The organism is Treponema sp. Marseille-Q4523 (assembly GCF_016901105.1).
In the GTDB taxonomy this organism is placed as follows: Bacteria; Spirochaetota; Spirochaetia; order Treponematales; family Treponemataceae; genus Treponema_D.
The window spans coordinates 38857-65692 of the sequence record NZ_JAFEVM010000011.1; the positions used below are offsets into that span (position 1 = coordinate 38857).

24 protein-coding genes and 1 pseudogene are annotated in these 26836 nt (G+C 49.3%); 16 read left to right on the forward strand and 9 right to left on the reverse strand.

All coding sequences use genetic code 11. The features are described 5' to 3' along the window. Positions 1–33: 33 nt before the first annotated feature. The 3 genes from ppdK to JSQ97_RS05050 all read right to left on the reverse strand — a co-directional run bounded on the left by ppdK (position 34) and on the right by JSQ97_RS05050 (position 4558). Complete coding sequence (gene ppdK / locus JSQ97_RS05040; RefSeq protein ID WP_205075052.1) at positions 34–2904, reverse strand: pyruvate, phosphate dikinase; 2871 nt, start codon at positions 2902–2904, stop codon at positions 34–36. A 205-nt stretch (positions 2905–3109) separates the two neighbouring features. After that, positions 3110–4042, reverse strand: a complete 933-nt coding sequence (rlmB, locus tag JSQ97_RS05045) for a 23S rRNA (guanosine(2251)-2'-O)-methyltransferase RlmB (protein WP_205075053.1) — start codon at positions 4040–4042, stop codon at positions 3110–3112. Between the two features lie 12 nt (positions 4043–4054). Next, positions 4055–4558, reverse strand: coding sequence for a YchJ family protein (locus JSQ97_RS05050; RefSeq protein WP_205075054.1), 504 nt, complete (start codon positions 4556–4558; stop codon positions 4055–4057). Positions 4559–4991: 433 nt separating this feature from the next. Here JSQ97_RS05050 and JSQ97_RS05055 point away from each other — a divergent pair, with 433 nt between their 5' ends. The 12 genes and pseudogenes from JSQ97_RS05055 (at position 4992) to JSQ97_RS05110 (ending at position 16899) form a co-directional block, all read left to right on the forward strand. Then, the gene (locus JSQ97_RS05055) at positions 4992–5852 is read left to right on the forward strand and encodes a flagellin N-terminal helical domain-containing protein (protein WP_205075055.1); all 861 of its coding nucleotides are present in this window, start codon (positions 4992–4994) and stop codon (positions 5850–5852) included. A gap of 148 nt (positions 5853–6000) precedes the next feature. Further along, a complete protein-coding gene (gene dnaX / locus JSQ97_RS05060) occupies positions 6001–8088 on the forward strand; it encodes a DNA polymerase III subunit gamma/tau (RefSeq protein ID WP_205075056.1) in 2088 nt (695 codons plus the stop codon). Beyond that, the gene (locus tag JSQ97_RS05065; protein WP_205075057.1) at positions 8089–8400 is read left to right on the forward strand and encodes a YbaB/EbfC family nucleoid-associated protein; all 312 of its coding nucleotides are present in this window, start codon (positions 8089–8091) and stop codon (positions 8398–8400) included. Then, complete coding sequence (gene recR / locus JSQ97_RS05070) at positions 8397–8987, forward strand: recombination mediator RecR (RefSeq protein WP_205075058.1); 591 nt, start codon at positions 8397–8399, stop codon at positions 8985–8987. Before JSQ97_RS05065 ends, recR begins: the two co-directional genes overlap by 4 nt. A 434-nt stretch (positions 8988–9421) precedes the next feature. Continuing rightward, positions 9422–11215, forward strand: a complete 1794-nt coding sequence (locus tag JSQ97_RS05075; RefSeq protein ID WP_205075086.1) for a leucine-rich repeat domain-containing protein — start codon at positions 9422–9424, stop codon at positions 11213–11215. A gap of 287 nt (positions 11216–11502) precedes the next feature. Continuing rightward, positions 11503–11733 carry a hypothetical protein gene (locus tag JSQ97_RS05080; protein WP_205075059.1) on the forward strand — a complete coding sequence of 77 codons (231 nt, stop codon included), beginning with the start codon at positions 11503–11505 and terminating at the stop codon, positions 11731–11733. A gap of 5 nt (positions 11734–11738) precedes the next feature. Beyond that, a complete protein-coding gene (locus JSQ97_RS05085; protein ID WP_205075060.1) occupies positions 11739–11996 on the forward strand; it encodes a type II toxin-antitoxin system RelE family toxin in 258 nt (85 codons plus the stop codon). 204 nt (positions 11997–12200) lie between these two features. Further along, positions 12201–12422 (forward strand): annotated as a pseudogene (locus JSQ97_RS05090) (hypothetical protein); the annotation flags it as partial. A 145-nt stretch (positions 12423–12567) separates the two neighbouring features. Continuing rightward, on the forward strand, positions 12568–12762 hold the full coding sequence (locus tag JSQ97_RS05095; protein WP_205075061.1) for a hypothetical protein: 195 nt from the start codon (positions 12568–12570) through the stop codon (positions 12760–12762). A gap of 495 nt (positions 12763–13257) precedes the next feature. Continuing rightward, positions 13258–14787 (forward strand): ABC transporter ATP-binding protein, encoded by a 1530-nt coding sequence (locus JSQ97_RS05100; RefSeq protein ID WP_205075062.1) that lies wholly within the window; start codon positions 13258–13260, stop codon positions 14785–14787. After that, positions 14784–15962, forward strand: coding sequence for an ABC transporter permease (locus JSQ97_RS05105; protein WP_239446946.1), 1179 nt, complete (start codon positions 14784–14786; stop codon positions 15960–15962). The genes JSQ97_RS05100 and JSQ97_RS05105 overlap by 4 nt, the downstream gene beginning before the upstream one ends. 1 nt (position 15963) lies before the next feature. Next, entirely contained in the window at positions 15964–16899 is a 936-nt protein-coding gene (locus JSQ97_RS05110; protein WP_205075063.1) for an ABC transporter permease, read from the forward strand. A gap of 43 nt (positions 16900–16942) precedes the next feature. On the opposite strand, the gene JSQ97_RS05115 is transcribed toward JSQ97_RS05110, so the two are convergent. The 6 genes from JSQ97_RS05115 to JSQ97_RS05140 all read right to left on the reverse strand — a co-directional run bounded on the left by JSQ97_RS05115 (position 16943) and on the right by JSQ97_RS05140 (position 22879). Beyond that, a complete protein-coding gene (locus JSQ97_RS05115) occupies positions 16943–17596 on the reverse strand; it encodes a GntR family transcriptional regulator (protein ID WP_255519628.1) in 654 nt (217 codons plus the stop codon). Positions 17597–17856: 260 nt separating this feature from the next. Next, positions 17857–18474: a carbohydrate ABC transporter permease gene (locus JSQ97_RS05120; protein ID WP_205075065.1), complete on the reverse strand. Its 618-nt coding sequence runs from the start codon at positions 18472–18474 to the stop codon at positions 17857–17859. A gap of 265 nt (positions 18475–18739) precedes the next feature. Continuing rightward, positions 18740–19621: a carbohydrate ABC transporter permease gene (locus JSQ97_RS05125; protein WP_205075066.1), complete on the reverse strand. Its 882-nt coding sequence runs from the start codon at positions 19619–19621 to the stop codon at positions 18740–18742. Positions 19622–19698: 77 nt separating this feature from the next. After that, on the reverse strand, positions 19699–20994 hold the full coding sequence (locus tag JSQ97_RS05130; RefSeq protein ID WP_205075067.1) for an ABC transporter substrate-binding protein: 1296 nt from the start codon (positions 20992–20994) through the stop codon (positions 19699–19701). A gap of 36 nt (positions 20995–21030) precedes the next feature. After that, positions 21031–21951 carry a dihydrodipicolinate synthase family protein gene (locus JSQ97_RS05135; protein ID WP_205075068.1) on the reverse strand — a complete coding sequence of 307 codons (921 nt, stop codon included), beginning with the start codon at positions 21949–21951 and terminating at the stop codon, positions 21031–21033. A 184-nt stretch (positions 21952–22135) separates the two neighbouring features. Beyond that, a complete protein-coding gene (locus JSQ97_RS05140; protein WP_205075069.1) occupies positions 22136–22879 on the reverse strand; it encodes an RsmE family RNA methyltransferase in 744 nt (247 codons plus the stop codon). Between the two features lie 97 nt (positions 22880–22976). Here JSQ97_RS05140 and JSQ97_RS05145 point away from each other — a divergent pair, with 97 nt between their 5' ends. The 4 genes from JSQ97_RS05145 (at position 22977) to rsmG (ending at position 26802) form a co-directional block, all read left to right on the forward strand. Then, positions 22977–24221: a hypothetical protein gene (locus tag JSQ97_RS05145; RefSeq protein WP_239446947.1), complete on the forward strand. Its 1245-nt coding sequence runs from the start codon at positions 22977–22979 to the stop codon at positions 24219–24221. 64 nt (positions 24222–24285) lie between these two features. Further along, positions 24286–25095, forward strand: a complete 810-nt coding sequence (locus JSQ97_RS05150) for a hypothetical protein (RefSeq protein WP_205075070.1) — start codon at positions 24286–24288, stop codon at positions 25093–25095. Next, positions 25082–26146 carry a hypothetical protein gene (locus JSQ97_RS05155; protein WP_205075071.1) on the forward strand — a complete coding sequence of 355 codons (1065 nt, stop codon included), beginning with the start codon at positions 25082–25084 and terminating at the stop codon, positions 26144–26146. The genes JSQ97_RS05150 and JSQ97_RS05155 overlap by 14 nt, the downstream gene beginning before the upstream one ends. Beyond that, positions 26143–26802 carry a 16S rRNA (guanine(527)-N(7))-methyltransferase RsmG gene (gene rsmG, locus JSQ97_RS05160; protein ID WP_205075072.1) on the forward strand — a complete coding sequence of 220 codons (660 nt, stop codon included), beginning with the start codon at positions 26143–26145 and terminating at the stop codon, positions 26800–26802. The genes JSQ97_RS05155 and rsmG overlap by 4 nt, the downstream gene beginning before the upstream one ends. The last annotated feature ends 34 nt before the right edge of the window (positions 26803–26836 follow it).

The window sequence follows — 26836 nt, forward strand, 5'->3', positions numbered from 1 at the left end:
CGGACGGTTTCGCCGGCACATCAGCCTGTTACATTATTTTTTTGCCTTCTTAGCGGTTTTTTTTGCAACCGGTTTTTTAACAGCGGCTTTTTTTGCCGGAGCTTTCTTTGTCGCTTTTGCCGCAACTTTTTTCTGCACGACTTTTTTTACCGTTTTTGCGGCGCTCTTTTTTGCCGGAGCTTTTTTTGCAACCGGTTTTTTAGCAGCCGCCTTTTTCGCTTTTGCCGCGCGGATGACCGCTTGTGCCGCCGAAAGGCGTGCGATCGGTACGCGGTAGGGCGAGCACGAAACGTAATCGAGGCCGACGCGGTAGCAGAAGTCGATCGTCGCAGGATCGCCTCCGTGTTCGCCGCAGATGCCGAGATGCATTTCAGGTTTTACTTCGCGCGCGTCCGTAACCGCCATAGCCATGAGCTTACCGACACCCTTTTCATCGAGCGTCTTGAACGGATCGTCGTCGAGGATGTTGCGATGGTAGTACGCATCGAGGAATTTGCCCGCATCGTCGCGGCTGAAGCCGAAAGTCAGCTGAGTCAAATCGTTCGAACCGAAGCTGTAGAAATCCGCAACCTTCGCGATCTCTCCGGAAAGGAGCGCGGCGCGCGGAACTTCGATCATCGTACCGATTTCGATTGCGACTTTCATGCCGCTCTCTTTTTCGATTTTCGTGATGACTGCTTCGCATTCGCTACGGATCGTCGCAAGCTCTGTCGGTTCGCACACGATCGGGATCATGATCATCGGACGAACGGGGACGCCGCGTTTTTTGCATTCGATCGCTGCAAGCGTAACCGCTTCCGTCTGCATTTTGTAGATTTCGGGATAGGTGATCGTGAGGCGGCAGCCGCGGTGTCCGAGCATCGGGTTAAACTCTTTCAAGGAGTTGAAGCGTGCGGTGAGCGTTTCAACCGACACGTCGATGCCTTCTTCTTTCAGCACTTGCTGCACTTTACGCGTACCCTCTTCGTCCTTCGGAATAAATTCGTGAAGCGGCGGATCGAGGAAGCGGATGATGACGGGCTTGCCTTTCATCGCGTCGAAGATGCCGGAAAAATCTTTTTTCTGCAGCGGCATGATTTTCGCAAGCGCTTTTTCGCGCGCAGCAGTCGTATCGGATGCGATCATCGCCTGGAAGTAGACGAGTTTCGCAGGATCGAAGAACATGTGTTCCGTGCGGCACAGACCGACGCCTTCCGCACCGAAGTTGAACGCGGCCTGCGCCTGATCGGGCTGGTCGGCATTTGCGCGGACACCGAAACCTTTGATCGTCGATTTACCGACTTTGCGGACGGAGCCGTTGCGGACTTCGTCGCACCACTTCATAAAGGTACCGAAGTCTCCGGTGATCTGCGGTTCTTTTGTCGGGATCTGTCCCGCGTATACGTTGCCCGTCGAACCGTCGATCGTAAGCCAATCGCCCTGCCGGTACGATTTACCGTTGACGGTTATGCCGCCGTTGGTAAACTGAATCGCTTCGACACCCGAAACGCAGGGCTTGCCCATCTGACGCGCGACGACTGCCGCGTGGGACGTGCGTCCGCCCGTCGCGGTGAGGATGCCCTGAGCGGCCGCCATACCGGCGATATCGTCCGGACTCGTCTCTTTGCGGACGAGCAGGACTTTTTCTCCCGCTTTAGCAAGCTTTTCAGCTTCATCGGCGGTGAACACGATTTTGCCGCAGCCCGCACCCGGAGAAGCATTCAAACCGCTCGCGATGACACCGGCCTGCTTCGCCGCGTCTTTGTCGATCATCGGGTGAAGCAGCTGGTCGATCTGATCCGCTTCGACGCGGAGGATCGCTTCTTCTTTCGTGATAAGCTTTTCGCCGACCATATCGACGGCCATTTTGACCGCGGCCGGACCGGTGCGTTTGCCGTTGCGGCACTGGAGCATGTAGAGCTTGCCCTGCTGAACGGTGAATTCCATGTCCTGCATATCGTGGTAGTGCTTTTCGAGATTGTTGCGGATTTTGATGAGCTCGTCGTATACTTTCGGATTGTCTTTTTTCAGTTGGCTGATTTCCTGCGGCGTGCGGATGCCGGCGACGACGTCTTCGCCCTGCGCGTTCATCAAATATTCGCCGAAGAATTTATTTTCGCCGGTCGATGGACTGCGGCTGAAGCATACGCCCGTGCCGGAATCGTTGCCCATATTGCCGAACACCATCGCCATAACGGTGACGGCCGTTCCCTTCAATCCTTTGATATTGTTGAGCTCGCGGTATTTGATCGCGCGCGCGTTCATCCACGAACCGAAAACCGCGTTGATCGCGTGCCACATCTGCTTTTCCGGATCCTGCGGGAATTCCGTTCCTGTCGTCTTTTGATACAGCGCTTTGTATTTTGCGACGATTTCCTGAAGCTCGGACGTATCGAGTTCGTTGTCGAGTTTTTTACCTGCACGAGCTTTCGCTTCCGAAAGGATTTTTTCGAATTCCTCATGCGGAACGCCCATCGCGACGTCGCCGAACATCTGAATAAAGCGGCGGTACGCATCCCACGCAAAGCGCGGGTTGTTCGTCTTTTTCGCAAGACCGAGCACCGATTTGTCGTTGAGGCCGAGGTTGAGGATCGTGTCCATCATACCGGGCATGGAACTCGCAGCGCCCGAGCGGACGGAAACGAGCAGCGGATCGTCCTCTGCGCCGAGTTTTTTGCCGAACGCACGTTCGAGCTTTGCAAGATTCGTCGCGACATCGGAATACAGTTCTTTCGGATACTTTCTGTCATTATCGTAGTACATCTTGCACACATCGGTTGAAATGGTGAATCCCGGCGGAACCGGAACACCAATGTTCGTCATTTCGGCAAGGTTCGCACCTTTGCCTCCAAGTTCCGCGCGCATATCGGCGTTGCCCTCGGCTTTTTTGTTACCGAAAAAATAAACGAGTTTTGTCTTTGCCATGTAATAACTCCATATAAGGATCGAGAGATAAGATAATAAAATAATACAAGGAATTAACTGCCCTGTCAATGCGGTTACCGTGCGATAATTATTAACAAAAAAAATCGACAGCGACGGTCACACGGAATTGAATGCTCCGCAAAAAACAAAGGAGCCGAACGGACGTCCCCGACAAAGAAGTACGCGTTTTTTTTACACTATATTTTTATTTTCCGAAACGCCGATACCGCTCATACAGCAAAATGCCGGCAGCGACGGACACGTTCAAACTGTCGATCTTTCCGCACGTCGGAACAGATACGATCGCATCGCACTGCTTTGCAAGGAGCGGTGAAATCCCCTTCCCTTCGCTCCCCATGACGATGACCGTTTTCGGTGCAAAGTCGACGGAATCGAGCGCCTCTCCGCCTGCATCTGCGCCGTACACCCAAAAGCCCGCGTCTTTTAAACGCTGAACCGCGCGTACCGCATTCGGTACGATGCTCACGGGAACCCACGCTGCAGCTCCCGCGCTGGAACGGGCGATCACTTCGCTGTGGGCAATGTCGTTTGCGCTCCTAGCCTGCGGCAGGATGACGAGGGAGACGCCGAACTGATCACAGCTTCGGATGATCGCTCCGACGTTATGCGGATCGGTCACGGAATCGAGTACGAGCACCGTCATATACGGCGCGTCGTTTCGCACGGAAGCATTTTGTAATAAGCCGATATCTACTGCCGACTGCGACGCGGCATTTTCTACGAAAGCGTTTTGCGTATCGGCTCGGGCGACAGCGTTTTTCACTGCGCCGTTTTGCAATGATGCGGCTTGCGTCGATAAAACTTCTGGATGAGGCGGAAGAGAAGCGATCCATTCGTCAAAATCGACGATGTTGTGCGCGCTCTCCGATCCACCCGAAACGCAGAGTACGATGCCGCGGTGGTCGCGCGCCGTTTCGGAAAGCGGTGCAACAAGCGAATCGAGGGCATCGTCGTCGGTCTGTTCGCAAGGGATGCCTTCCTGCTTTGCAAGCGCGATGATTTTTTTTGCGCGCGGACCCGCTTTGCTCCACAGGATGTGCATGCGGCTTCCGCTATGCGAAGCGCTTCGTATGCGCTCTTCGATCGCGTGAAAGCCCGTAACGATCCGTTCAGCCATATCGCACCGCGTTTACCGTCCGCAGCATTGTTTGTATTTTTTCCCGCTGCCGCAGGGGCAGGGATCGTTCCGTCCGATTTTTTTGCCTTCCCGCCGGATCGTCGTCGTTTTGAGATTACCCGTCGTATACAGCCATTCGCCGTCGGATTTTTCGAACGCTGCGGTTTCATGATGTTTATCGCGAAGCCCGTGACGCGTATAATCGGCTTCGAATTCGACGATGCCTTCGGTATCGCCTGTCGTGCCTTTTTCGGTACGCAGGATTTTCAAGCCGTGCCACACGGACTGCTTGCTCCAATCCTCAGTCGCTTTGCGGTCTATGTCGCCTCGGTCTTCGCCCGCTTTGCATGTGTTTACGATAAAGTCGATTTCATGTACGACGTAGGCCGTGTACCGCGCACGCATGAGCGCTTCCGCGGTAGCGGCCTTTGTTTTGCCGGTCACGACGGGTCCGCAGCAGGCCGCATATTTTTTGCCGGAACCGCACGGGCACATATCAATGTTTTCGTTAGCCATAGCGCGAGTATAGCACTAACATTCTTTAGAATTCAATAGTCGAACAAAATATCAATTTTGGAGAATGTTGAATTCGTGCGCGGAAGCGCACAGTTAATAAGCGATGTTTCGGCTTCGTCCGAAACTCGAAGTTAAATTGAACGGCGCTATCTCAGACGTTCAATTTAAACCTTCCTTAAAATTCAAGGATTTCATACACAGTTGTTTGCGCGCTTTCGATCCACTTGAAAGTTTGTGCTCATCCATATAAACGCATCTTGTATGCACAGCATTGCTCCGTCTTTTATCAACGTATAACCTTGCAGCCTTCCTAAAAAAAATAAAAAAAACACTAATGTCTTTTTGCCGAATTCCGATGATTAGTATGTAAGGTGATAAAACCAAAACAAGCCGAGTACGGTTTGTCTGATACCAAAGCTGAAGGAGATTACTTATGGTTATCAATCACAATATGAGCGCTATGTTTGCAACTCGCGCTGAGGGACTCACGGAGGTTTCCCAACAGAAAGACATGGAAAAGCTGTCCTCTGGTATGAGAATAAACCGTGCAGGAGACGATGCTTCCGGCCTCGCCGTTTCGGAAAAAATGCGCAGCCAGATCCGCGGCTTGAATCAGGCCTCGACGAACGCGCAGAACGGCATTTCGTTCATTCAGACGACGGAAGGTTATCTGCAGGAAACGACCGACATTATCCAGCGCATCCGTGAACTGGCCGTTCAGTCTTCCAACGGTATTTACAGTGCTGAAGACCGTATGCAGATCCAAGTCGAAGTTTCTTCGCTCATCGCGGAAGTCGACCGCGTTGCGAGCGCGGCACAGTTCAACGGTATGAACATGCTCACCGGCCGCTTTGCCCGCCCGACGGGAGAAAACACCGTTACCGGTTCGATGTGGTTCCACATCGGTGCGAACATGGATCAGCGCACGCAAGTTTTCATCGGCACGATGTCGGCCATGGCTCTCGGTCTCCGCAATGTCGGCGACGAATCGATCATGACTCTCGAAACGCCGGATGAAGCGAACCGTGCGATCGGTACGCTCGACGAAGCGATCAAAAAAATCAACAAGCAGCGCGCCGACCTCGGTGCATATCAAAACCGTCTCGAAAAGACGATCGTCGGTCTCGATATCGGTGCGGAAAACCTCCAAGCATCCGAGAGCCGCATCCGCGACGCCAACATGGCAAAAGAAACGGTTAACTTCACGAGAGACAGCGTTCTCTCACAGGCAGGCACGGCTATGATCGCACAGGCGAATCAATCAAGCCAAAATGTGCTGAGCTTACTTCGGTGAAATCGTCGTAAACGCGAGAAGCCGATAAATACAGCTGCTCCGAACGTTCCGAAAGCGAACGCGTCGGAGCGGCTTTTTTGTTTTTAATAAGGTACATACCCCGCTTTTTCCCGTTGCCGATTTCAGCGTTTTATATTACACTCATTTTATGGCTTACGAAGTTACGGCGACGCGGCGGCGGCCCAAGCAATTTTCCGATTTGGTCGGACAGGAATTTGTTGCGGAAACTTTAAAGAATTCGATCTCGTCGCATCAGATCGCTCATGCGTATTTGTTTTCCGGTCCGCGCGGCTGCGGCAAAACGTCTACGGCACGCATCCTCGCAAAAGCGCTCAACTGCGAAAACGGGCCGACGCCTTCTCCGTGCGGCACCTGCGCGCATTGTACGGAAATCACGAAAGGCGCGAGCCTCGACGTTATCGAAATAGACGGCGCGTCGAATACGAGCGTGAACGACGTACGCCAAATCAAAGACGAAGTGATGTTTCCGCCGAATTCGTCTCGCTATAAAATCTATATCATCGACGAAGTGCACATGCTTTCGACGAGTGCGTTCAACGCGCTTTTAAAAACGATCGAAGAGCCGCCGCCCTACGTCGTCTTTATCTTTGCGACGACGGAGTTGCAAAAAGTTCCGGCTACGATCAAAAGCCGTTGTCAGCAATTCAATTTCCGTCTCGTTTCCGCAGAAAAGATAAAAGATTTGCTTGCCGATGCGGTACGTGAATTGTCGATTCAAGCGGACGATGAAGCGCTTTATTGGATTGCGCGAGAGGCGACCGGCTCGATCCGCGACGCGTATACGCTTTTCGATCAGGTTGCGGCGTTCAGCGACGGCGTCATCACCTATGACAAAATCCGCGACAAGCTCGGTCTCGTCGGCGTGGACAGACTCAACGAATTATTTGAAAAGTGTGCGGCGGGCAAAGCCGACGACGCGATCGGCGTACTCGACGCGTATCTCGAATCGGGTATTTCGATCGAACAATTAATCGCAAACAGTACGAATTATATCCGAAGTCTTTTATTGATTAAAAACGGCATTACAAAAGAATCGCTGCTCGGCAGTTCGGCCGAACGTTACAGTTCCGCCGTCATCGAAGCGTGGAATACGGTGCAAGTCGAGCGCGCGCTTTCGATTTTTTTGCAGCTCTACCGCGACATCCGTTATTCGCTTTCGCCGCGCTACGAAATCGAACTTGCGTTTTCGCGTTTGTGCTGGCTTTCCGAGTACGTGTCGCCCGCCGAAGTCAAATCCGCGATCGACTCCGCCCGTGCATTGTTGACGGCGGGATCTCCCGTGCATTCGGTGCAAGATGCGGGACGCGCTGCACAAAACGATGCGGCGAATGCACAATCTGCCGGACAATCGTCCGGAACCGATGCGGCGGCAGGACGGGCTGCGCGTCAATCGATCGGGAGCAATGCGGCGTATGCGCAAGCGGCACCGACTGCGCAAACATCGGTGCAGAAGGATGAAAATGCCGAACGATCGAAAAGCATTCCTCAAAATGCTTTTGCGTCTTCGGCGCAAAGCCGTGTAAGTGCAGAACTGCCTAAAGCCATGCCGCGTTTTTCAGCCCTCGCGGAACAGGCGCCGGAGAACGAAAGCCCTTTTTATAACGGCGGGGCCGTGCCGCCTGAACAAGCGGCGGTGAAAAACGACGGGCTGCCGGAAATGCAGCCGCCCTTTCAAAGCGCTCCTTCATGGGGAGATGACTTTTCCTCCGACGATTTCAATGACATCGACGAAAGCGATGAGACTTCAATCGACGAGGGAAATGGAAACGACGACGCGGATGAAAGCGGCGATTTGGTCGTAGCGGCGCATATTCCTCCGCTGCACGTTGAGCGCCCGGGCGAAGCGGAGGCTGAAACGCAAGCCTATGTAACGGGCGGCGGCCGCACGATTACCATTGCACAGCTTCGCGGGAGCGTTATCGCCGAACTCGGCATACACGATGCGCCGACGGCTGCAGCGCTTATGACGACGACCCCGTGGCAAATTTCAGGCGATGCGATTTCGACGCAGGCCGCGACGGCGTATCAAAAGGCGCAGCTTGAACGGCAGCGCGACGCGATTTTGCGGACGCTTGAAAAGGTGTGCGAGCGGCGCATGGATTTTTCGGTCGGTTTAAAAGAAATCGAAGAGGCGGCGGGGCCGGCGGAAGTGCCGCAGCAGATAAAAATCCTGTGCAGTGTTTTTAAGGGAAGCATAGTAGGGGGAAAGATATAGATGAATCCGTTTGAATTGTTGCAAAATACGGCAAAGCTCAAAGAAGAAGCGCAAAAGATGCAGGACGAGCTCGCCGCGTTATCCGCCGAGGGTTCGTCCGGCGGCAAAATGGTTACCGTTACCGTAAACGGAAAAATGGAGATGACTGCGATTCACATCGATCCCATTTGCGTCGACAAGCGCGATGTCGCGATGCTCGAAGATTTGATCGTCGCCGCTCACCACGATGCGATCGCCAATATACAGGAACAAATCAAAGCGAAAACCGGTTCGCTTTTGCAGGGGCTCAATATCCCCGGATTGAATGTATGAACACGCTCGAAGAACTTGTCGATTCGTTTTCGCATCTTCCCGGCATCGGAAAAAAGAGCGCGTCGCGCATCGTGCATTATTTATTAAAATCCGATCGCGCCTATGTGAACCGTTTTTCAGAACAGCTTTCGGTGTTGCAGGACAGAATCAAACAGTGTTCGATCTGCGGTTCGTGGACGGAAGACGATCCCTGTCCTATCTGCTCGAACCCGCTCCGCGACAAAACCCTCATCTGTGTCGTCGAACAGCCGCAGGACGTGCAGACGATAGAAAGCGCACACGAATACACCGGTTTGTATCACGTGCTCGGCGGTGTGATTTCTCCGATCGACGGCATCGGCCCCGATCAGCTGCGCATCGCCTCCCTCATTTCCCGCGTAAAAGACGAACACATCGAAGAGATAATCATCGCGACGAACCCGACGGTAGAAGGCGATACGACGGCATTGTACGTGCAGCAGCTCCTTGCAAAAATCGGCGGCGTAAAAGTGACGCGCCTTGCATCCGGCATTCCCGTCGGCGGCGATTTGGAATATACCGATAAGCTGACTTTAATGCGGAGCTTCCGCGGAAGGATCGCGCTGTAGTAAAAGATCGGGAACGGACGGCGCGCTCCGCTCTTTTCGAACACTTTTCGAACACTGCTTGTCAATTCTTATTATATGCCCTATACTGAAAGTATGAGAGAGCGCATAATACAGTATTCCTCCGCTTTCCGCGTAGGTGCGGCCGCCTGCCTGCAATTCTGCAGCGGGACACTTGACACGCCTCTGCGGCTGCGACAAAATTCTCTGCTTCTCTGCTTCTCTGCTTCTCTGCTTCTCTGCTGAGGGCTGATTCCGCTCATCCGCCGCATACCGGTCAGTACATAAGGGACATACAATATAAACTTCGCACAATACGCACGAAGGACTCACCGTCCCCGTGCGTTTTTTTTATATCCGCACGCAAATTTATAATCGCAATGGATAATTGGTAATTACAAATCACACATTAACAATTAAAACGAGGAGGAGTGTATATGAACTCACACAACAAAAAGGGAGGAGCGGCGCTCGCCATAGCCGCATTGGCGCTTGCCGCATCGTTAATATTTACCGCCTGCCCGAATGCGGCGGGCGGGAACAACGAAAGCGGCAATTCCGGCGGAGGCGGCAACACAGGCGGAGGCAGTTCGCCTATCGAAGGCGTATGGAAAGCGGTTTCCGCAACAACTGTTACAGGCGGCGTAACGCAAACGGACAATTTTCCCGTTCAGTGCGAGGATCCGGATAATTCCGGTAACACCGGCGCCAAACGGCAGTCTTATATGTGTTTTCAGAGGGGATGGATGTATAACGCGGATGAGTTTAGCGGTATGTCGGTTCCCGAAAAAAACGGACTTGTCGGTGAAGAGAGCAGCCAATCCTACACCCTTTCGGGAAACACGCTTACTATGGAGGGCACGGAATATACCGTCAGTTATCCTTCAGCCGGCCGTATGGAGCTGAAAACGGTTGAAGCAGGCGGCGACAGCCAGATTATGCTGCTTGAAAAAACAACCGACTATACTGCAGAACAAATAGCAGCCGCCCCCGTAACGGGATGTGCCGTGCTTGTCCTGAGCAGCGATAAGCCCGCCATTAAAGTTCAGGCATATACCTCCGACCACAACCCCGTAACGGTAGCAGGCTGCACTCAAACCTCTCTTGCACACGGGACGGAAACGGAACTGAATGCAACAGGCACACGGGTAGTCCTAAAAGGCAAAATCACCATACTGGAGTGCCCCGACAATCGGCTTGCCGCCCTTAATGTACAAGGTCTAAGTGCTTTGACAAGTTTGAAGTGCACCGGCAATCAGCTTACCGAACTTAACATACGGAACTTAAGCGCTTTGACAGCTCTGGAGTGCGGCCGCAATCGGCTTACTTCTCTTGACGCACAGGGCTTAAGCACTTTGTACTATCTGTCCTGCGCTGAAAATCAGCTTACCACGCTTACTATACAAGGCTGCACCTCTTTGCAAACACTGCTCTGCGGCACGAATCAGCTTACTTCTCTTGATGCACAGGGCTTAACCGCTTTGAAAGAGCTGTACTGCCCCAAAAATCAGCTTGCCACGCTTAACGTACAAGGCTGCACCTCTTTGCAAACGCTGCACTGCTACACCAATCAGCTTACTTCTCTTGACATACATGGCTTAACCGCTTTGGAATGGCTGTCCGGCGGCAGCAATCGGCTTACCTCTCTTAATGTGCAAGGCTGTACCGCTTTGCAAAAGTTGACCTGCGGCACAAATCAGCTTACGGCGCTTAATGTACAAGGTTTAACCTTGTTGCAAAAGCTGGGGTGTAACGATAATCAGCTTAGTACGCTTAACGTACAGGGCTTAACCGCTTTGCAAACGCTGCGCTGCAACGGCAATAAGCTTGCCTCTCTTAACGTAAAAAACTTAAGTGCTTTGAAAGAGCTGTACTGCAACGATAATCAGCTTACCACGCTTACTGTACAAGGCTGCACCGCTTTGAAAGCTCTGGAGTGCAACGGCAACGGGCTTACCTCCCTTAACGTGCAAAACTGCACCGCTTTGCACCGTCTGTACTGCGACAGAAATCGGCTTGATGCCCAAGCGTTTACAAAAATCTTTGACGATTTACCGTCGGTTACAATTGGATTCTGTGTTCTTTACACCGAAAAAGCAGGCGTTAGCGAAGGCAACCATACCGATTTTACCGCACCGCCGGCACTGCAGAGCGCCTTTCAAAACGCAAAAACGGTAAAGAAATGGAAGATGTATAAATACGATACGGCCGGAGAATCTGTTGAGATGTAGGTTCATCCGTGTCGGTATGGGAATTGCACTTCCGTGTGCAATTCCCAACTCGAGTTTGTTCCGCAAACTCGGTTACGTATGGCTTTTGCGGCATCCATGCCGGGAATTAAACAGTCTGACTGCTCTCAAGCCGGAGAAAACTTCGGCTTTTTTTAAAGGAGTGAAAGTGGGCAGGACGCCCATACGGGGAAAAGTTTTTTGTGCGCGGGCGTTCTCTTTTTAATAATTGCATCGCTCCCTTTTAAAGTCGTTTAATCTGTGGTATAATGAAAAACAGGAGGTATGCTATGCCTACAATGACCATGACAAATAAACTGTATCAAGAATTGGAACAGGCAGCCCGAATGACCGGTGCGGCAAAAGATACCGTCTTAGAAAATGCCCTCAGCCGCTACCTTGCCGAATTGAAGGAAGATGCCGAAGATGCCATGTGTGCCGAAAAAGCGTGGAATGACTTTGAAAAAAGCGGGGAAGCTGCAATACCTGCCGATGTTCTGTATAAAGAGCTTGGACTGTAACTAAAATGAAAGTTGAATATGCTCCGGCGGCGAGCAAACAGTTTTCACGGCTCGATAAGCTGATACAAAGCCGAATCAAAAAATATATGAGCGAAATCGCTTCACTTAATAATCCGCGTTCCCGCGGGAAAGCGCTTACTTCAAATCTTTCAGGACTATGGCGGTACCGCGTCGGCGATTACCGCATTTTATGCCGCATCTGTGACGATAAATTGATTATTACCGTCATCGAAATAGGACACCGCTCAACGGTGTATCGATGAAAAGAGTGTATTCAGAATGATATTTTGCGGGATTACTTGGAACGAAAATCACGGGAAGTGCAATAAAAAGCATCGGCTGAAATAGTGCCTCCGCTTTTTATCTCGAGTTTGCGTCGCAAACTCGACTATAGTACGGGTGCGCTCGTGCGCACAGAAAAAACTTTTTCGGAAGTTGATACTTCCTGCAAAAGTTTTTTGAGAGGAATCAATATGTTAGTAGCCGAATACGATTATGATACGGATATAGCCGTACAGAGAGACGAAAGTTTAAGGATTGGTATACAGCAAGGAATACAACAAGGCTTCGCCGACGGGTCATACCAAAAAGCACTTGAAACAGCAAAGGCTTTTAAACGGCTTGGCTTTGATATTGCTAAAATAGCCGAAGGAACAGGGCTTTCCGTTGAAGAGATAAAAGCTCTATAAGAATCAGCACTTTTGCAAATAGGCGGAGCAGATACAAGGAGTTAGGCAAAAAAGTACCACAGGCGTATCGACTATACGTTGAGCGTTTATTTTTGGCGTGCGACACAGCAGATGCCTGCATATTTGCAAAAGAGAGATAATAAACATGCTAGTAGCCGAATATGATTATGATACGGACATTGCAGTACAGAGAGCTGAAGAAAGACAAATAGCTTTTTCCGACGGTTCGCGCCAAAGAGCACTTGAAACGGCTCGGATTTTAAAACAGCTTGGGGATCCCGTAAAAAAGATAATGCAAGCTACCGGTCTAACCCAAGAAGAAGTGGAATCGATTAATTAATGGATAATGTGTAATGGATAATTGATAATTTAATTACAAATTACACATTACCAATTAACAATTGAATTACACATTACCAATTACAAATTATAAAACCGTCTTGAGTGCGGGGAAAACTCCGGCTCGGGGCGGTTTTTTTGTGAGTAAGTTTCCCGCACACCGTTACACTACCGGCAAAAAATCCTATACCGCAATTTCGCAATCTGTGCTATACTGTGCAGGTCAAATGTCGAGTTTGGAAAATATCAGCTAATAAAGCTGTGCTTACAGCGAGAACCCGTCCGCTTAGCCGGGGTCGAGCTTTTTAAGACAGGCTTTCGCAAGCCTAACGCTCGAAACGGCACGCAGCCGGAACCTCGCCGTAAGCATAATTTTATTTAGTTTTCCAAACTCGCCATTCAGTTAGTACGCGAAACGGATGGAAAATTTCGAGTTTTAGAAAACTCGAAATTGAACCTACTCAATATAATCTCAAGTGTATAACCGGAGGCGTGAATGGGCGGCGATAATTACGTAATCGAAATGCTTCACATCAGAAAGGAATTTCCCGGCATCGTTGCAAACGACGACATCACGCTGCAGGTAAAAGACGGCGAAATCCACGCGATACTCGGAGAAAACGGAGCGGGCAAATCGACGCTCATGAGTATTTTGTTCGGGCTCTATCATGCCGACGGCGGTACGATAAAAGTACACGGCAAAGAAGAGGCGATCAAAAATCCGAACGATGCGACGAAACTCGGCATCAGCATGGTGCATCAACATTTTCAGCTTGTGCGCAATTTTACCGTCACCGAAAATATCATCCTCGGAAACGAAGGCGCTTTCGTTTTGCGCCGGAGGGAAGCGTCGAAAAAAATTAAAGCGCTCAGCGAGAAGTACGGACTCAACATCGATCCCGATATGAAGATCGAAGATATTTCCGTCGGTATGCAGCAGCGCGTCGAAATACTCAAAATGCTGTACCGCGACGCGAAGATATTGATCTTCGACGAACCGACGGCAGTGCTTACGCCGCAGGAGATCGACGATCTCATGGGTATCATGAAAAATCTTGCCAAAGAAGGCAAATCGATCATCCTCATCACGCATAAGCTCAACGAAATAAAGACGGTCGCCGACCGCTGTACGATCATCCGGCGCGGAAAAATGATCGGCGTCGTCGATGTCGCTTCTACGAGTATGCAGGATATGGCGGCGAAGATGGTCGGACACCCCGTAAGTTTTAAAGTCGATAAAGCGCCCTCGCGTCCGGGGCGGGCGATCCTCGAAATCAAAAACCTCTCCGTCATGAATGCGAAAAACGTCGCAGGCGTCAAAAACTTTTCGCTTTCGGTGCATGAAGGTGAAATCGTCGGACTTGCCGGCGTCGATGGGAACGGGCAGAGCGAACTCGTCGAAGCGATCACGGGTTTGACGCCGATCGCAGACGGTTCGATTTTTATCGACGGGGAAGATGCGACGTCCTTTACGATCCGCGAACGCAACGAAAGCGGCATCGCGCATATTCCGGAAGATCGGCAAAAGCGCGGCATCATCCCGACCGAATCGATTGCGGAAAATATCGCCGTAAAGGATTTTTACCGCTGGCCGTTCAGCAAGCGGGGCATCCTTGACGATAAATGCATCAACTCCTACGCCGAAGACGTCGTTAATAATTTCGACGTTCGCTCGGGCGAAGGGATAAAATCGCCTGCGGGAAAACTTTCCGGCGGAAACCAGCAAAAGCTCATCATCGGACGAGAGCTTTCCGTTAAACCGAAACTGCTCATCGCCGTTCAGCCGACGCGCGGGCTTGATGTCGGCGCGATCGAATACATCCATAAACAGATCGTCGCTCAGCGCGACAAGGGAAACGCCGTGCTGCTCGTTTCGCTCGAACTCGACGAAGTGTTCAATCTGTCGGATAAAATCGCCGTCATAAGCGGCGGCGAACTTATCGATATCGTAAAAACACAAGAGACGAACGAACACGCGGTCGGCCTTATGATGGCGGGCGTCAAACACGGAGGAACGCAGCGATGAAGCACGGGGCAACGCATATCGAAAAACACGCCGAAGCGAAAAAGCGTCGGGGAGAAAAGCACGAAGAGCGGAAAAGCGGGACGTTTTTAATTGCGTTGAGCGCCGTCGTGCTCGGTCTTGTCGCGGGCGGCATCCTCATGGCGGCCATCGGAGAAAATCCGCTTGAAGCTTATCTCTATATGTTCCGCGGCAGCCTTATGAATTCGGAGCGCGTCGGAAACACGATCGCAACATCGACGACGCTGTTTTTTACCGGACTCGCGTTTGCGTTCGCGTATAAAACGGGCTTGTTCAATATCGGCTGTTCCGGGCAAATGCTCGCGGGAGGACTGGTCGCGACGATAGCCGCGCATTATCTCTTTTTGCCGCGTCCGCTCTATCTCATTGCATTGATCCTGTGCGCAGTGCTCGGCGGCGCGCTGTGGGCTGCGATCCCCGGTTTTTTTAAAGCGAAATTCAACGTGCATGAAGTCGTATCGACGATTATGATGAATTGGATCGCTTATTGGAGCGTGTATTATTATATTCCCGCGTATCTCAAAGGGCCGTCGCTCGAAACGGAAAGTTCCGCAATCGCCGTAACGCAATCGCTCCGTACTCCGTGGCTTACTAATCTCTTTGCCGGTTCTACTTATATCAATTTAAGCGTTTTTATCGCGATCGTCGCCCTCGTCGCCGTGCAGTTTTGCTTGAGCAAAACGACGCTCGGTTTCAGTTTAAAAGCCGTCGGCGCAAATAAAAGCTGCGCGGAATATGCAGGTATCAACGTAAATTCGAGCATCGTTTTGTCCATGATGATTTCAGGTGCGCTTGCAGGACTGGCCGGTCTTTCTTACTACACGGGCTATTCGCTCAATATGCAAATCGGCGTCATGCCGTCACAAGGCTTCGACGGCATAGCGGTCGCCTTACTCGGCGCTTCGACGCCCGTCGGTGTTTTGCTCGCGTCGATATTTTTCGGCATACTGCAGTCGGGCAAGGGATTTATGAACGCGATGACGTCCGTTCCGCCTGAAATCGCCGACACGATCATATCCGTCATCATCTACTTTACCGCGACGAGTATTTTGTTCGAACGGTTGTGGAACGGCGTTTTCCGCAACATACGCGGAAAGCGAAAAGCAAATAGTAACAATGCCGATAACGCGCAGCGTGCGGCGCAGGGAGGCCGCTGATATGTGGGAACTTTTTTCGCAGATTTTTCCGTACGTCATCGCATATACGATTCCCATGCTCGTCACGAGTTTGGGCGGTCTCTACAGTGAACGTTCCGGCGTTACGAACTTGGGGCTTGAAGGGCTCATGCTTTCAGGCTATTTCGGAAGCGCATTCGTCATCAAACTCACCGAAAATGCAATGCCGCACACCGCGTATATCGCACTCGGCTTGGCGGCGGGAGTGCTGTGCGGTATGCTCGTCGCGTCGCTTCACGCGTTCGCATCGATCAATCTGAAAGCCGATCAGACGATTTCCGGAACGGCGATCAATATGCTCGCTGCCGCTCTCACCGTATACGTCGCGCGCCTCGTCACCGGAAGCGGCAATATTCCTATCGTCATGGGCATCGTGCGCGACGACATTCCCTTCCTTTCAAAGATCCCCGTACTCGGCGCGCTGTTTTTTTCGCGCTCGTACTGGTCGACGTGGCTCGTGCTTGCCCTTTGGGGATTTTCGTTTTGGCTTTTATACAGCACGTCCTTCGGTTTGCGTCTGCGCGCCTGCGGCGAACACCCGTCGGCGGTAGAAAGCGCGGGCATCAATGTGCGCAGGATGCGCTGGTTCGGAGTGCTCGCAAGCGGCGCGCTTTCGGGGCTCGGCGGCGGCGTTATGCTCGTCACGTACAGCGGAGAGTTCAACGGTAGCGTCGCAGGTCTCGGCTTTTTGTCGATCGCGGCGCTCATCTTCGGGCAGTGGAAGCCGCTCGGTATTTTAGGCGCGACGTTCTTTTTCGGATTTTTTACGACGCTTGCAAACGTGTCGCAGGCGATCCCCGCGCTCAACGTCGTGCCGACGGTCATCTTCAAAGTGTTCCCGTACATCGTTACGCTCGTAGCTCTCGTCTTTTCATCGAAGCACATGTCCGCGCCTGCAGCCGACGGAATTCCGTATTGAAAGAAGAGGCGGAAAGGGCGGCGCTTTTTCGGTAAAGCCGAAATCAGGAGAGGGAATTAATGCTGTCTTCATATACGTTACGCATATGGGCGTTCATACAATTGAGTACGAGATTTAAATCTTTTTTTTCAAAAGCGACTACGATATTGTTATGATCGTGCAATGCTTTTTCTTTATTAACAAAGAAAAACGTTTTTGTTCGATATAATTCGCTTTGTGCCCGTACGGTACTATACATTTCAAATAACCGAACGTTATCCGCATTTTTAAAAATAATTTCATGAAATTTTCTGTCGTAACTGAGAAAAATATTAAAATCATCAAAATTCCGGAATGCGTTTTGATTGTCACGCAACTGATATCCCGTTTCATCACAGTGTTTTTCAAACGCAAGTCGACAGGCGGTGATTTCCATCATTGTCCGGATTTCATGTACCGCGTTGATGTCTTTTGCAGTCGGAGTAATAACGAAACTGCCCTTATTCGGAATAATAATTACAAGCTGTTCTATGGCAAGTTTTTCTATGGCTTTAATAATCGGTGCACGGCTCACATCGTATGCCTGTGCTATTTTAATAACTTCAAGCCGTTCACCCCATTTTAATGTCCCGTTGAGGATATGCTCTTTCAATTTGACATAGGCCTGGTCGCTTAAAGAATTTACGATCAATTTCTCGGGATTTTTTAGGTCGCTCATTTTTGTGCCTCTATGACATATTCGCAGAGTTTATATAAATCGACAAAGTAATTAATCCGTATGTGTCATAAACATTAGATACACTGTGTTGTTACTCTATAGACAGATACGGAATTTATCGATCGGTAGCCGAAAAGTATAGGATAAAAATCGATTATTGTCAAAAGCCGTAATATTATGAAAATACCATACGGAAATTTTCATCTAATCAATTTCTTTTATTAAATATATCTCCTGCCAATTATATCGTTTTATCGGCATCACCCTTTTTCGGATCCGCTTGTCAAGCCGGCTATAATATATTTTTGAGCGAAGATACCGATTAAGAACATCGGAATAACGGCAATAACGGACAATGCCGAAATATTACCCCAACTTACGCCGAACTCGCTGTATGCCAATTCCGAAATGGCAATAGAAAAAGTTTTTGCTTGAACCGTTTTCGATAAAGAAAGCGGAATTAAAAAAGAATTCCAAATTGTCAAAAACGTAATAATAAGCGTACTCGAAATCGATGGTCCCGAAATAGGCAGTACTATTTTACGAAGAGTTTGTAATGAATTACACCCGTCTATTTTTGCGGCATCGAATAACGACATCGGGATGTCGTCAAAAAAAGTCTTTAAAAGCCATGCCGCAAGCGGATATGCCATTGCACTGATGACAAGTCCGATACCGAGTTTTGTATCGTATAATCCGATTTTTTGAAGAAAAAAATACATCGGAATAATAATTGCAATTTCCGGTATCATTCGTGCAACAATGATAAAAATCATACATGCGTTTTTTCCCTTAAAATTGAATGTCGACGAAAAACTATACCCTGAAAATATCGCACAAATCATAACGAGCGCCGTCGAAAAAAGCGTAATAATCATACTGTTAATAAAATATCTACCGTAAGCCGTTTTATTTAGGATCGCTTTATAGTTATCAATATATAAAAATGAATCGGGAAGAATTTTCTGATGCGCCGCAAAGATTTCCGATTCCGTTTTAAATGATGTAAACACTATCCACAAGATTGGAAGAATCGTATACAGCAAAATCAATATAGCAAAAAAATAATATAAAATTGTTCTTATGCAATCTTTATTTTTCATCGTTGTCATAGCTTACCTCTTTACCGGGATTGATTGTTTTTCATGTCTTTTTCAGAACGACACCGATAAAGCGAATACTTACCAAAAGACATAATATAAAAATTATACTTGTCGCTGCAGAACCTAAGCCGATATTAAAACCGACCATACCGCGTTTGTATGCATAGGTACCGAGCAATTCCGTAGTTCCTGCGGGGCCACCGCGCGTTATAATCCAAACGGAATCAAATGTCCTGATCGCTACCATTGAGCGCATTAAAAATGCAACGCTGGCCGATTTTTTTAACATGGGAACAGTAATGCGGAGCATTTGTGTAAACATATTTGCGCCGTCAATGGTTGCAGCTTCATACAATTGTACGGGAATTCCCTGTAGCCCCGCATATAAGACAAGTGTAATAAACGGCGTAAATGTCCAAATATCGATAAAGATAATGATTCCCAGAGTCAATCCGGGGGTACTGAGCCAAGCGATATTGTTTGAGATGAGCTTCATATCATGCAATAATTTATTCAAAATGCCTGAAGTACCGTTCAAAATCCATGACCACGTAAATGCGGTAACAACCTGAGGCATCATCCACGGTAAAAGCATTATACCTCGCAGAATTTTTTTCCCGACAAAATTTTGTTTTAATAATAATGCAAAGAAAAAACCTAATAAAAATTCGAACAACAATGCAAATAAAAGAAAGCAGAGCGTTTGAAAAAAGGTTTGCAAATAATGAGGATCCGTTAATAACGTTGTAAAATTTTTTAAACCGATAAAACGTTTCGGCACGGAAGATGCAAGATTATAGTTGAATAAGCTGTAGTAGAACCCCTGAATAATAGGGATCACCAGAAACCCCAAGACGAGTAATACTCCAGGAGCAAGATATGCATAAGATTCAAGCTGTAAACGGGTTGTTATCTTTTTCATATATCTCCATGAGCAGAAGATACAAAACAGACTGCAGCAGATAACCCGCTGCTGTCTGTCGATTCGTATTATTATAATTAATTATTCAGTAAATTGTTAATATCGCGGACGGCAGCATCGAGTGCCGCTTTCGGTGTCATTATTCCGGTCATGGCACGATCAATATAATCGCTTAAGATTATAGATGTTTCACCTCCTCGAGCCATAACGATTTTTTGAGCATTCGTACTTGCGATTTCGAATACTTTATTCGAAAACGCTGAGAAATCGGCAGGCATGGTATATTTTTTTTCAGCTTCGATATACGCAGATCTCCGGAACGGCCAATCTCTTCGTTTACTGAATTCAAATGCACCTGCTTCAGTGCTCAACAAATATTTTGCCAGATCCCAAGCCAAATCTTTTCGTTTCGACATGAGCGGTATGCCGAACGACCACGCGTTGAGCGGTGTTGCGGCGGTACCTTTTACCGAATGGGGCACGGGCGCAAAACCTATTTTACCCTCATACGCTGTACCGTATGTCATTCCATAAATATACGGCCAATGTAGCAGCATCGCAAATTTGCCGGACAAGAATCCTTCATTGATTTTATTATTGTCATAGGTGATGACATCTGGCGGCATGACTTTATATTTATTGCGAAGATCAACCATAAATTGCAATGCTTCTATTCCTGCCGTGCTGTTGAAGAGAGGTCTTCCGTCGGTATCGACTACTTTTCCTCCGTTTGTTAATAGAAAATTAAAAAAGGAATATGTATTGAACACTTGGCCGGGAACGCCGTTTGTTGCAAGTCCCCACTGATCGATATTACCGTCGCCGTTCGTATCTTTTGTTAATTTTTGTGCACATGCAATCAATTCATCCCATGTTTCAGGAATTTTCTTTATACCGGCTTGTTCAAATAAATCCTTTCGATAATAGAAGATATATGAGTCGAGTCCGTAAGGAACATTATATAGGTGTCCTTTATACTTGCTGATTCCTGCAGAAAGGATGTCGTCGTTATTGATCTTTGCTATATCGTATTCGGCATTATAACTGCCGTCCAGCGGTGTCAGCATTTGATACAGCTGATCAAGATAAAAGTCCCAGAACATAATCAAATCGTAGCGCGGATTCTGTGTCTTTGATGCCAATACATACGAAGATGCATACGTCTGTGTGTTCTCTTCTATGTAGTTAATTTTTACCTTGTTTTGTTTTGCCCATTCGTCCATAGATGCGCGAGCTGTTCTGACATCGCTTGTATTGACGACGACGGCGACCGTCAGTTCGTTTGTAATTCCTCCGCCCGAATCATTTGAACCTGCAGCAAAAAGATAACCAGCGCAAAATAAAATAAACAGCAGCAATGATCCTTTTTTCATTTTGAACCTCCTGCAAAATTCATATTTTTAACGGTATCAAACCAATTTACTTTCGGGATACACTTTAATAAGCCAATCGAAAAGAATTTTTTTATCTTCCTGTGTTAAATCCGTTGCAGGCTTACGTGGAAAACCTACATCGACTCCTTGCATACGCAGTGCATTCTTTATCATCGGAAGCCAATGCGGATCATCGTTTGCCCGTCGTACATACATAAAGTAATAAGCGATAGGTAACATCTTTTTCCATATTTTACGGCCTTTTTCCAAATCGTGGTCTTTATCAATTGCATTGAATAATTCGACACAAAGATCGGGTACGACATTCGGTAAGCCGGAAAGCCAGCCGTCAGCACCGACGCAAAACGATTCAAAAGGTGCATAATCGTGACCGTAAAGAACGGATACGTTATCATTATTGATATACTTGATATAATCGCAACGCATAGGATCTCCGTGTGCCGCCTTAATGCCGTTTACGATACCTTCGTCGGCGAGAATTTTCACTTGTTCGGGCGTAAGCTCATAACCGGCAAACCACGGATTGTTGTATACGTTAATCGGACCGCCAAATGCTTTTGAAACCGCACGGAGATGATTCAATGCATCTTTGATATTCGGATGATAATAAAACGGCAATAAACATAAGATACCGTTTACACCGACATCCTTATATCTTTTTGCCAATTCGCATGCAAGTTTCGTAGAATATCCAATTATACCTCCGATAACGGGAACTCTGCCTTTTGCAGCTTCGACAGTCGCTTTTACGACGGTAAGTTTTTCATCGTCGCTCAAAGCTGCACCTTCTCCGGTACTTCCGCACGGCGAGAGACCGTGTACGCCCTTACCGATAAGCCATTCAGCAAATCGTTTTTGACCTTCTATATCGACGGTATCATTTTCGTCGAAGATAGTCAGCATAGCGGGGATAATGCCTCTAAAGCCTTTTACCATAATTTACGCTCCTTACTGTATTCAACAGTTTTTTTGGGTGCTGAAAACACTACATACAACATCCAACATGTTACATGCAATATGATAAACCATGTAGTAATATATGTCAATAAGAAATTCGCTATATAATAAATAAAAATAGGAGATTATACTATATATATGTATTGTATATAGACAGCTCCGCTTATCCCAATATTCCCATTTCCGCCAAAATGATCGAAGCTGCGGCCGTCGCCGCGGTTTCCGTGCGCAAAATCCGCTCTCCCATCGAAGCGCGCGTATAACCGCAGTTTTCGAAGCGCGCGCGCTCGGCATCCGTCCAACCCCGCTCGCTTCCGATCGCCGCGATAACGGGGCACGGAAAAAGTTTTTCGCTCTTTTTTTTCGAAAGAAAGGCCGTAAGCGAAAGAGGCGCGTTTACGTTATCCAGCGCAATTTTGATCGCACGCTCTTTATCCGCGGCGGCAATACATTCGGCAAGCGTTTTATGCAGAGAGAGGCAGGGCACGTGCGTGCTTCCCGCTTGAGCACTTCCGTCGAGGAGCATTTTATACGCCGCTCCCCGCTCGACGAGCGACGACTGCATATAGGATTTTTCGCCGAGCTCCGTCCCCGTCAAAAAAATGTGCGAAGCGCCGAGACCCGCGACGTCGCGCAAAAGACGCTTGAGCTGGATAGGGCGCGGAAAGCCGACAATGAGCGTAAGGGGCGAAAGGGGCTTTCCGTCCGTTTCGGGTGTAAACGAAAACCGTATCGCCCCTTCGTCCATATCCGTAATCAAAGCCTTGCCCGCCATTCCTCCGATGACGCCTGCGCTGAATGTGTCGCCCGTTTTTTTGTGAAGTATCTTTACGATATGCCGCGCGCGTTCGTCACGAAGCGGAAGCGGATTATTGATTTCGGCGGCGGTAAAAAGACAGATATTCATGATTCTAAAAAGCGGCGTTTTAAAAACGCACACCGCGGAAAAATCCTAATTCAATCGGTCGATTTAATCAAGCGTAAAATTATGCTATAATGCGGCCATGCAAAAAAATCGATTCGACGATATGACGTGGCCCCTTATGCTGTCCGCGTTTCCGAAAAGTGCAAGCCTCCCGATCGTCTCATATCACCGTATCCTCTCTCCTGATTTTCCCGAATTTATTAATAATTATATCGATCTTCCGATTTTGCAGCGGCTTTCGGGGATCGGACTTTTGTGCGGCACGGATTGGACGCCGCTCTATCGAAATCGATTTTTTTATTCGCGGCTCGATCACAGCATCGGCGTCGCGCTCATATTGTGGCACTTTACGCACGACCGGGCTGAAACGCTCGCAGGCCTTTTGCACGACGTTTCAACGCCCGTTTTCAGTCACGTTGCGGATTTCAGAAACGGAGACGCGCTTACGCAGGAATCGACGGAAAACGAAAACGAATCGATGATCCGAAACGACGACGCCCTTTGCGCCATGCTCAAATCAGACGGTATTTCGATCGATGCCGTTGCCGACTATCACGTCTATCCGCTTGCGGACAACAAGCTCCCGCGTCTTTCGGCTGACAGACTCGAATACATGTTTCCCTCGGGAGCCGCGCTCGAAGGAAGCTGGACGCTTTCCGAAATCGCAGAAGCCTACGGCGACATCGATATCTGCATCAATGAAGACGGAGAGAGCGAACTCAGCTTTCGAACGCAAAAAATCGCGGAAACCTACTGTGAAAAAACTTGCCGTACGGGGCACATTCTGCAGCTCAACGAAAACAAACTTGCACTCAAGCTGCTTTCGGATATCGTCGACCGCGCGATCGCGATCGGGTTGATCGCCGAAAAAGACTGCTATGAAAAAACCGAGCGCGAAATCGTCGCCCGATTCGACTCGTTTACTGAAAGCGTACAAAGCGGAAATGCGGCAAGCAAAAAATTGTATGGCGGAGAGGCGACCGGCGGCAACCGTGATGTCGTGTATGCCGCTTCCCGTAACCCGCCGGCTTCCGCTCCGCAGAGAGAATTTGTTAAACGCTGGCGAACGTTCCGAACGATGACGCGCATCGAACATACGGATGACGCATTGCCCGATCACTTTTGCGTATCGCTCGACGTAAAGATGCGTTATATAGACCCGCTCGTCATCGGCGACGGCGAAAGTGCTGCCGGAGCACGGCGGCTCACGAGCGTTTCAAAAAAATCGGCTGCTCTCATCGAAGATTTTCTTTCGTGGCGCGATACGAAATACGGATGCGCCGCATACGCACTTCCTCTGCGCTTTGCGAAAAAAAACGGGTAAACGCGCATAAGCGAGTGCCGTATATGCGCTCGCAAACTCCGTACGATTTCGTTATACTTGACCTATGGACAACGCAAAAATCAAAGAGCTTCTCCTCGATATTCAAGATACGAAGCTCGACTTTACGATCATTCAATCGGGAAAAGAGAGCCGGCGCGTCAACGGTTTATACAAACCCGATACACATGAAATTATTTTGCACAATAAAAATTTTAAAACCGACAACGAAATGATCTATACCGCCGTCCACGAATATGCGCATCACCTGCTCACCGAAGAAGCGCTTGCGACGATGGGCGACACGGCGCTCCCGAACGCGAGGGTGCACACGCAGGCGTTTTGGGCGAAGTTCAACGAATTGTTGATCATCGCCGAAAAAAAAGGTTACTACGCGCTGGATATGAAAAGTTCGCCGGAACTCGAAAAACTCACCGAAGAGATCCGCAAAAATTACCTTGAAAAAAACGGAACGCTCATGCAGGAGTTCGGACGGCTCCTCGCAAAAGCCTACGATCTCTGTGAAAAAGCGAATATCCGCTATGAAGATTACATCGACCGCGTGCTTTGTCTCCCGCGCAATTCCGCACGCGATATCCGAAAGCTCGGCATGGAAAACGTCAATCCCGCCCTCGGTTACGACAATATGAAATTCGTCGCGTCACTCAAAAATCCCGACGACAGAAGCGCCGCGGAAAAGCAGCTTTTGCACGGAGGAAGCCCCGACAGCGTGCGCGCCCTTATGCGGCGTAAAAGCTCGGACGATGCCGACGATAAAAAGACGAAACTCGAAAAAGAAAAAAAACGCATCGAGCGCGCGATAGAACAGCTGCAAAAGCGGCTCGAATTCGTGGAGGCGGCAATTGAAAATATGTAAGATCATGCAGGCGGCTTTCGCTTTTGTAATCGTATCGACCGTGATGCCGCTTTCGGCGCAAAACGGAACATCGTCCGGAAGCGCAAAACAGAACGCTCCCGTAACGACGCCTGTTATGCCGACCCCTCCTTCGATGCCGACGCTGAGCGTTCCTTCGATGAGCGCGCCTCATTATACGCCCGGCCGAAATACCGCCGCACAGCGGCAGACGAACGATTCGCAAACCGGCTCCCGAAATGCAGCTCAAGCCGATAGCACGGCAAAAGACGGCACGCAAAATACCGCACAGGCAGGAAGCTCCGCCGGAAACACGATGTCCTCCGTAAATCAAGGGCAACGGATATCGAGCGGCAAAGCGCAAAGTACAGGGCCGGCGGATGCAAACGGCTCGAAAAAATCATCCGCCGTTACAGCTGCAGACTTAACGGCGCTTGCAAACAAAGGTCTCCTTAACAATTTTTATTCGCTGCTCGGTGCGTCGGGAAACGGCGCGCTCCTGCCGGGCGGCATAACAGCGGGCGATCTATCGTCAGGCGGAATATCTTCAGGTGCGGCGCTGCCGTCTTCATCGAACGCGATGCTCGAAAAAATCCTTTCGGAGCTTGACAACGTAAAAAAACAAAATGCCGAAGCGGTAAAATCGAACGAAGAGCAGCCCCTCGCCTCTTCCGCACGTCCCGGCATACTGCGTTTTATCGTAAACGGCTGTGATGTCCTCTCTTCGTGCCGCGCCGTATATTTCAGCGACGTCGGGAAAGACGGCACGTTTTTGCTGACGGGCGACAGAACGTATACGGCAAACGGGCAAAAGCGGATGGAAACGTTTTACTTACTCTTTCGGCCGGCAGGAAATGCGGGATTTTCGGCGCAGTATAAAGTGGAATGCTCCGTCGTACAGGATTATACGAATGCACATTCGTTCATGTATCGGCTTGCCTCTCTCGGTAATTTAACTGCGGTAAAAACCGGCAACCTCGTTTCGATGCGCACATCCGATCCGAATTGCCGCGCGGATTTACTCATCGACATCGGAAGCGCGAAACAGCAATGAGCGACATACTGAGCGGGGGGCTTTCCGAGCTCGGCTTTGCACGGAATTCGATTCCGCTTTTTGCGCAAAAGCTCGGTGCGTACATAAAAGAATTGCAGCTATTTAATTCCGCGTACGATCTCGTCAACACGAGCGACTTCGAAGAGCTTGCCATTCGTCACGTATTCGACAGTCTCGCCGCACACGATATTATCAACTCGCTTGCAACCGACATAGGAATCGAAGACGGCATCCTCATCGGCGATATCGGTTCGGGAGGAGGACTGCCGGGTATTCCGCTTGCCGTCGTCTTTCCTCAATTTCGCTTTACGCTCGTCGAACGCATGGACAAGCGATGCGCTTTTCTCGAAAACTGCGCCGCAATGCTCGGTTTGCAAAACCTTACCGTGCAAAAATCGGAAGCCGAAAAAATTCCGCATGAAAGTTTTGACATAGCGGTATTCCGTGCGCTGAAACCCCTCGACGCGCGCTTTGCAAAAACGCTTTTATCGCTCATAAAAAAAGGCGGATATCTTGCCGCATATAAAGCGAAAAGAGCGAATATCGAAAAAGAAATGAATGCGATACGTTCGGTCATCGCCGATTATACGGCTCTCGAAGTACGCGTACCGTTTATGAAAGACGCGGAGCGGAATATCGTCGTCGTAAAAAAATAAACATGCCGCAACGCAGCGCATGACGCGGCATTGA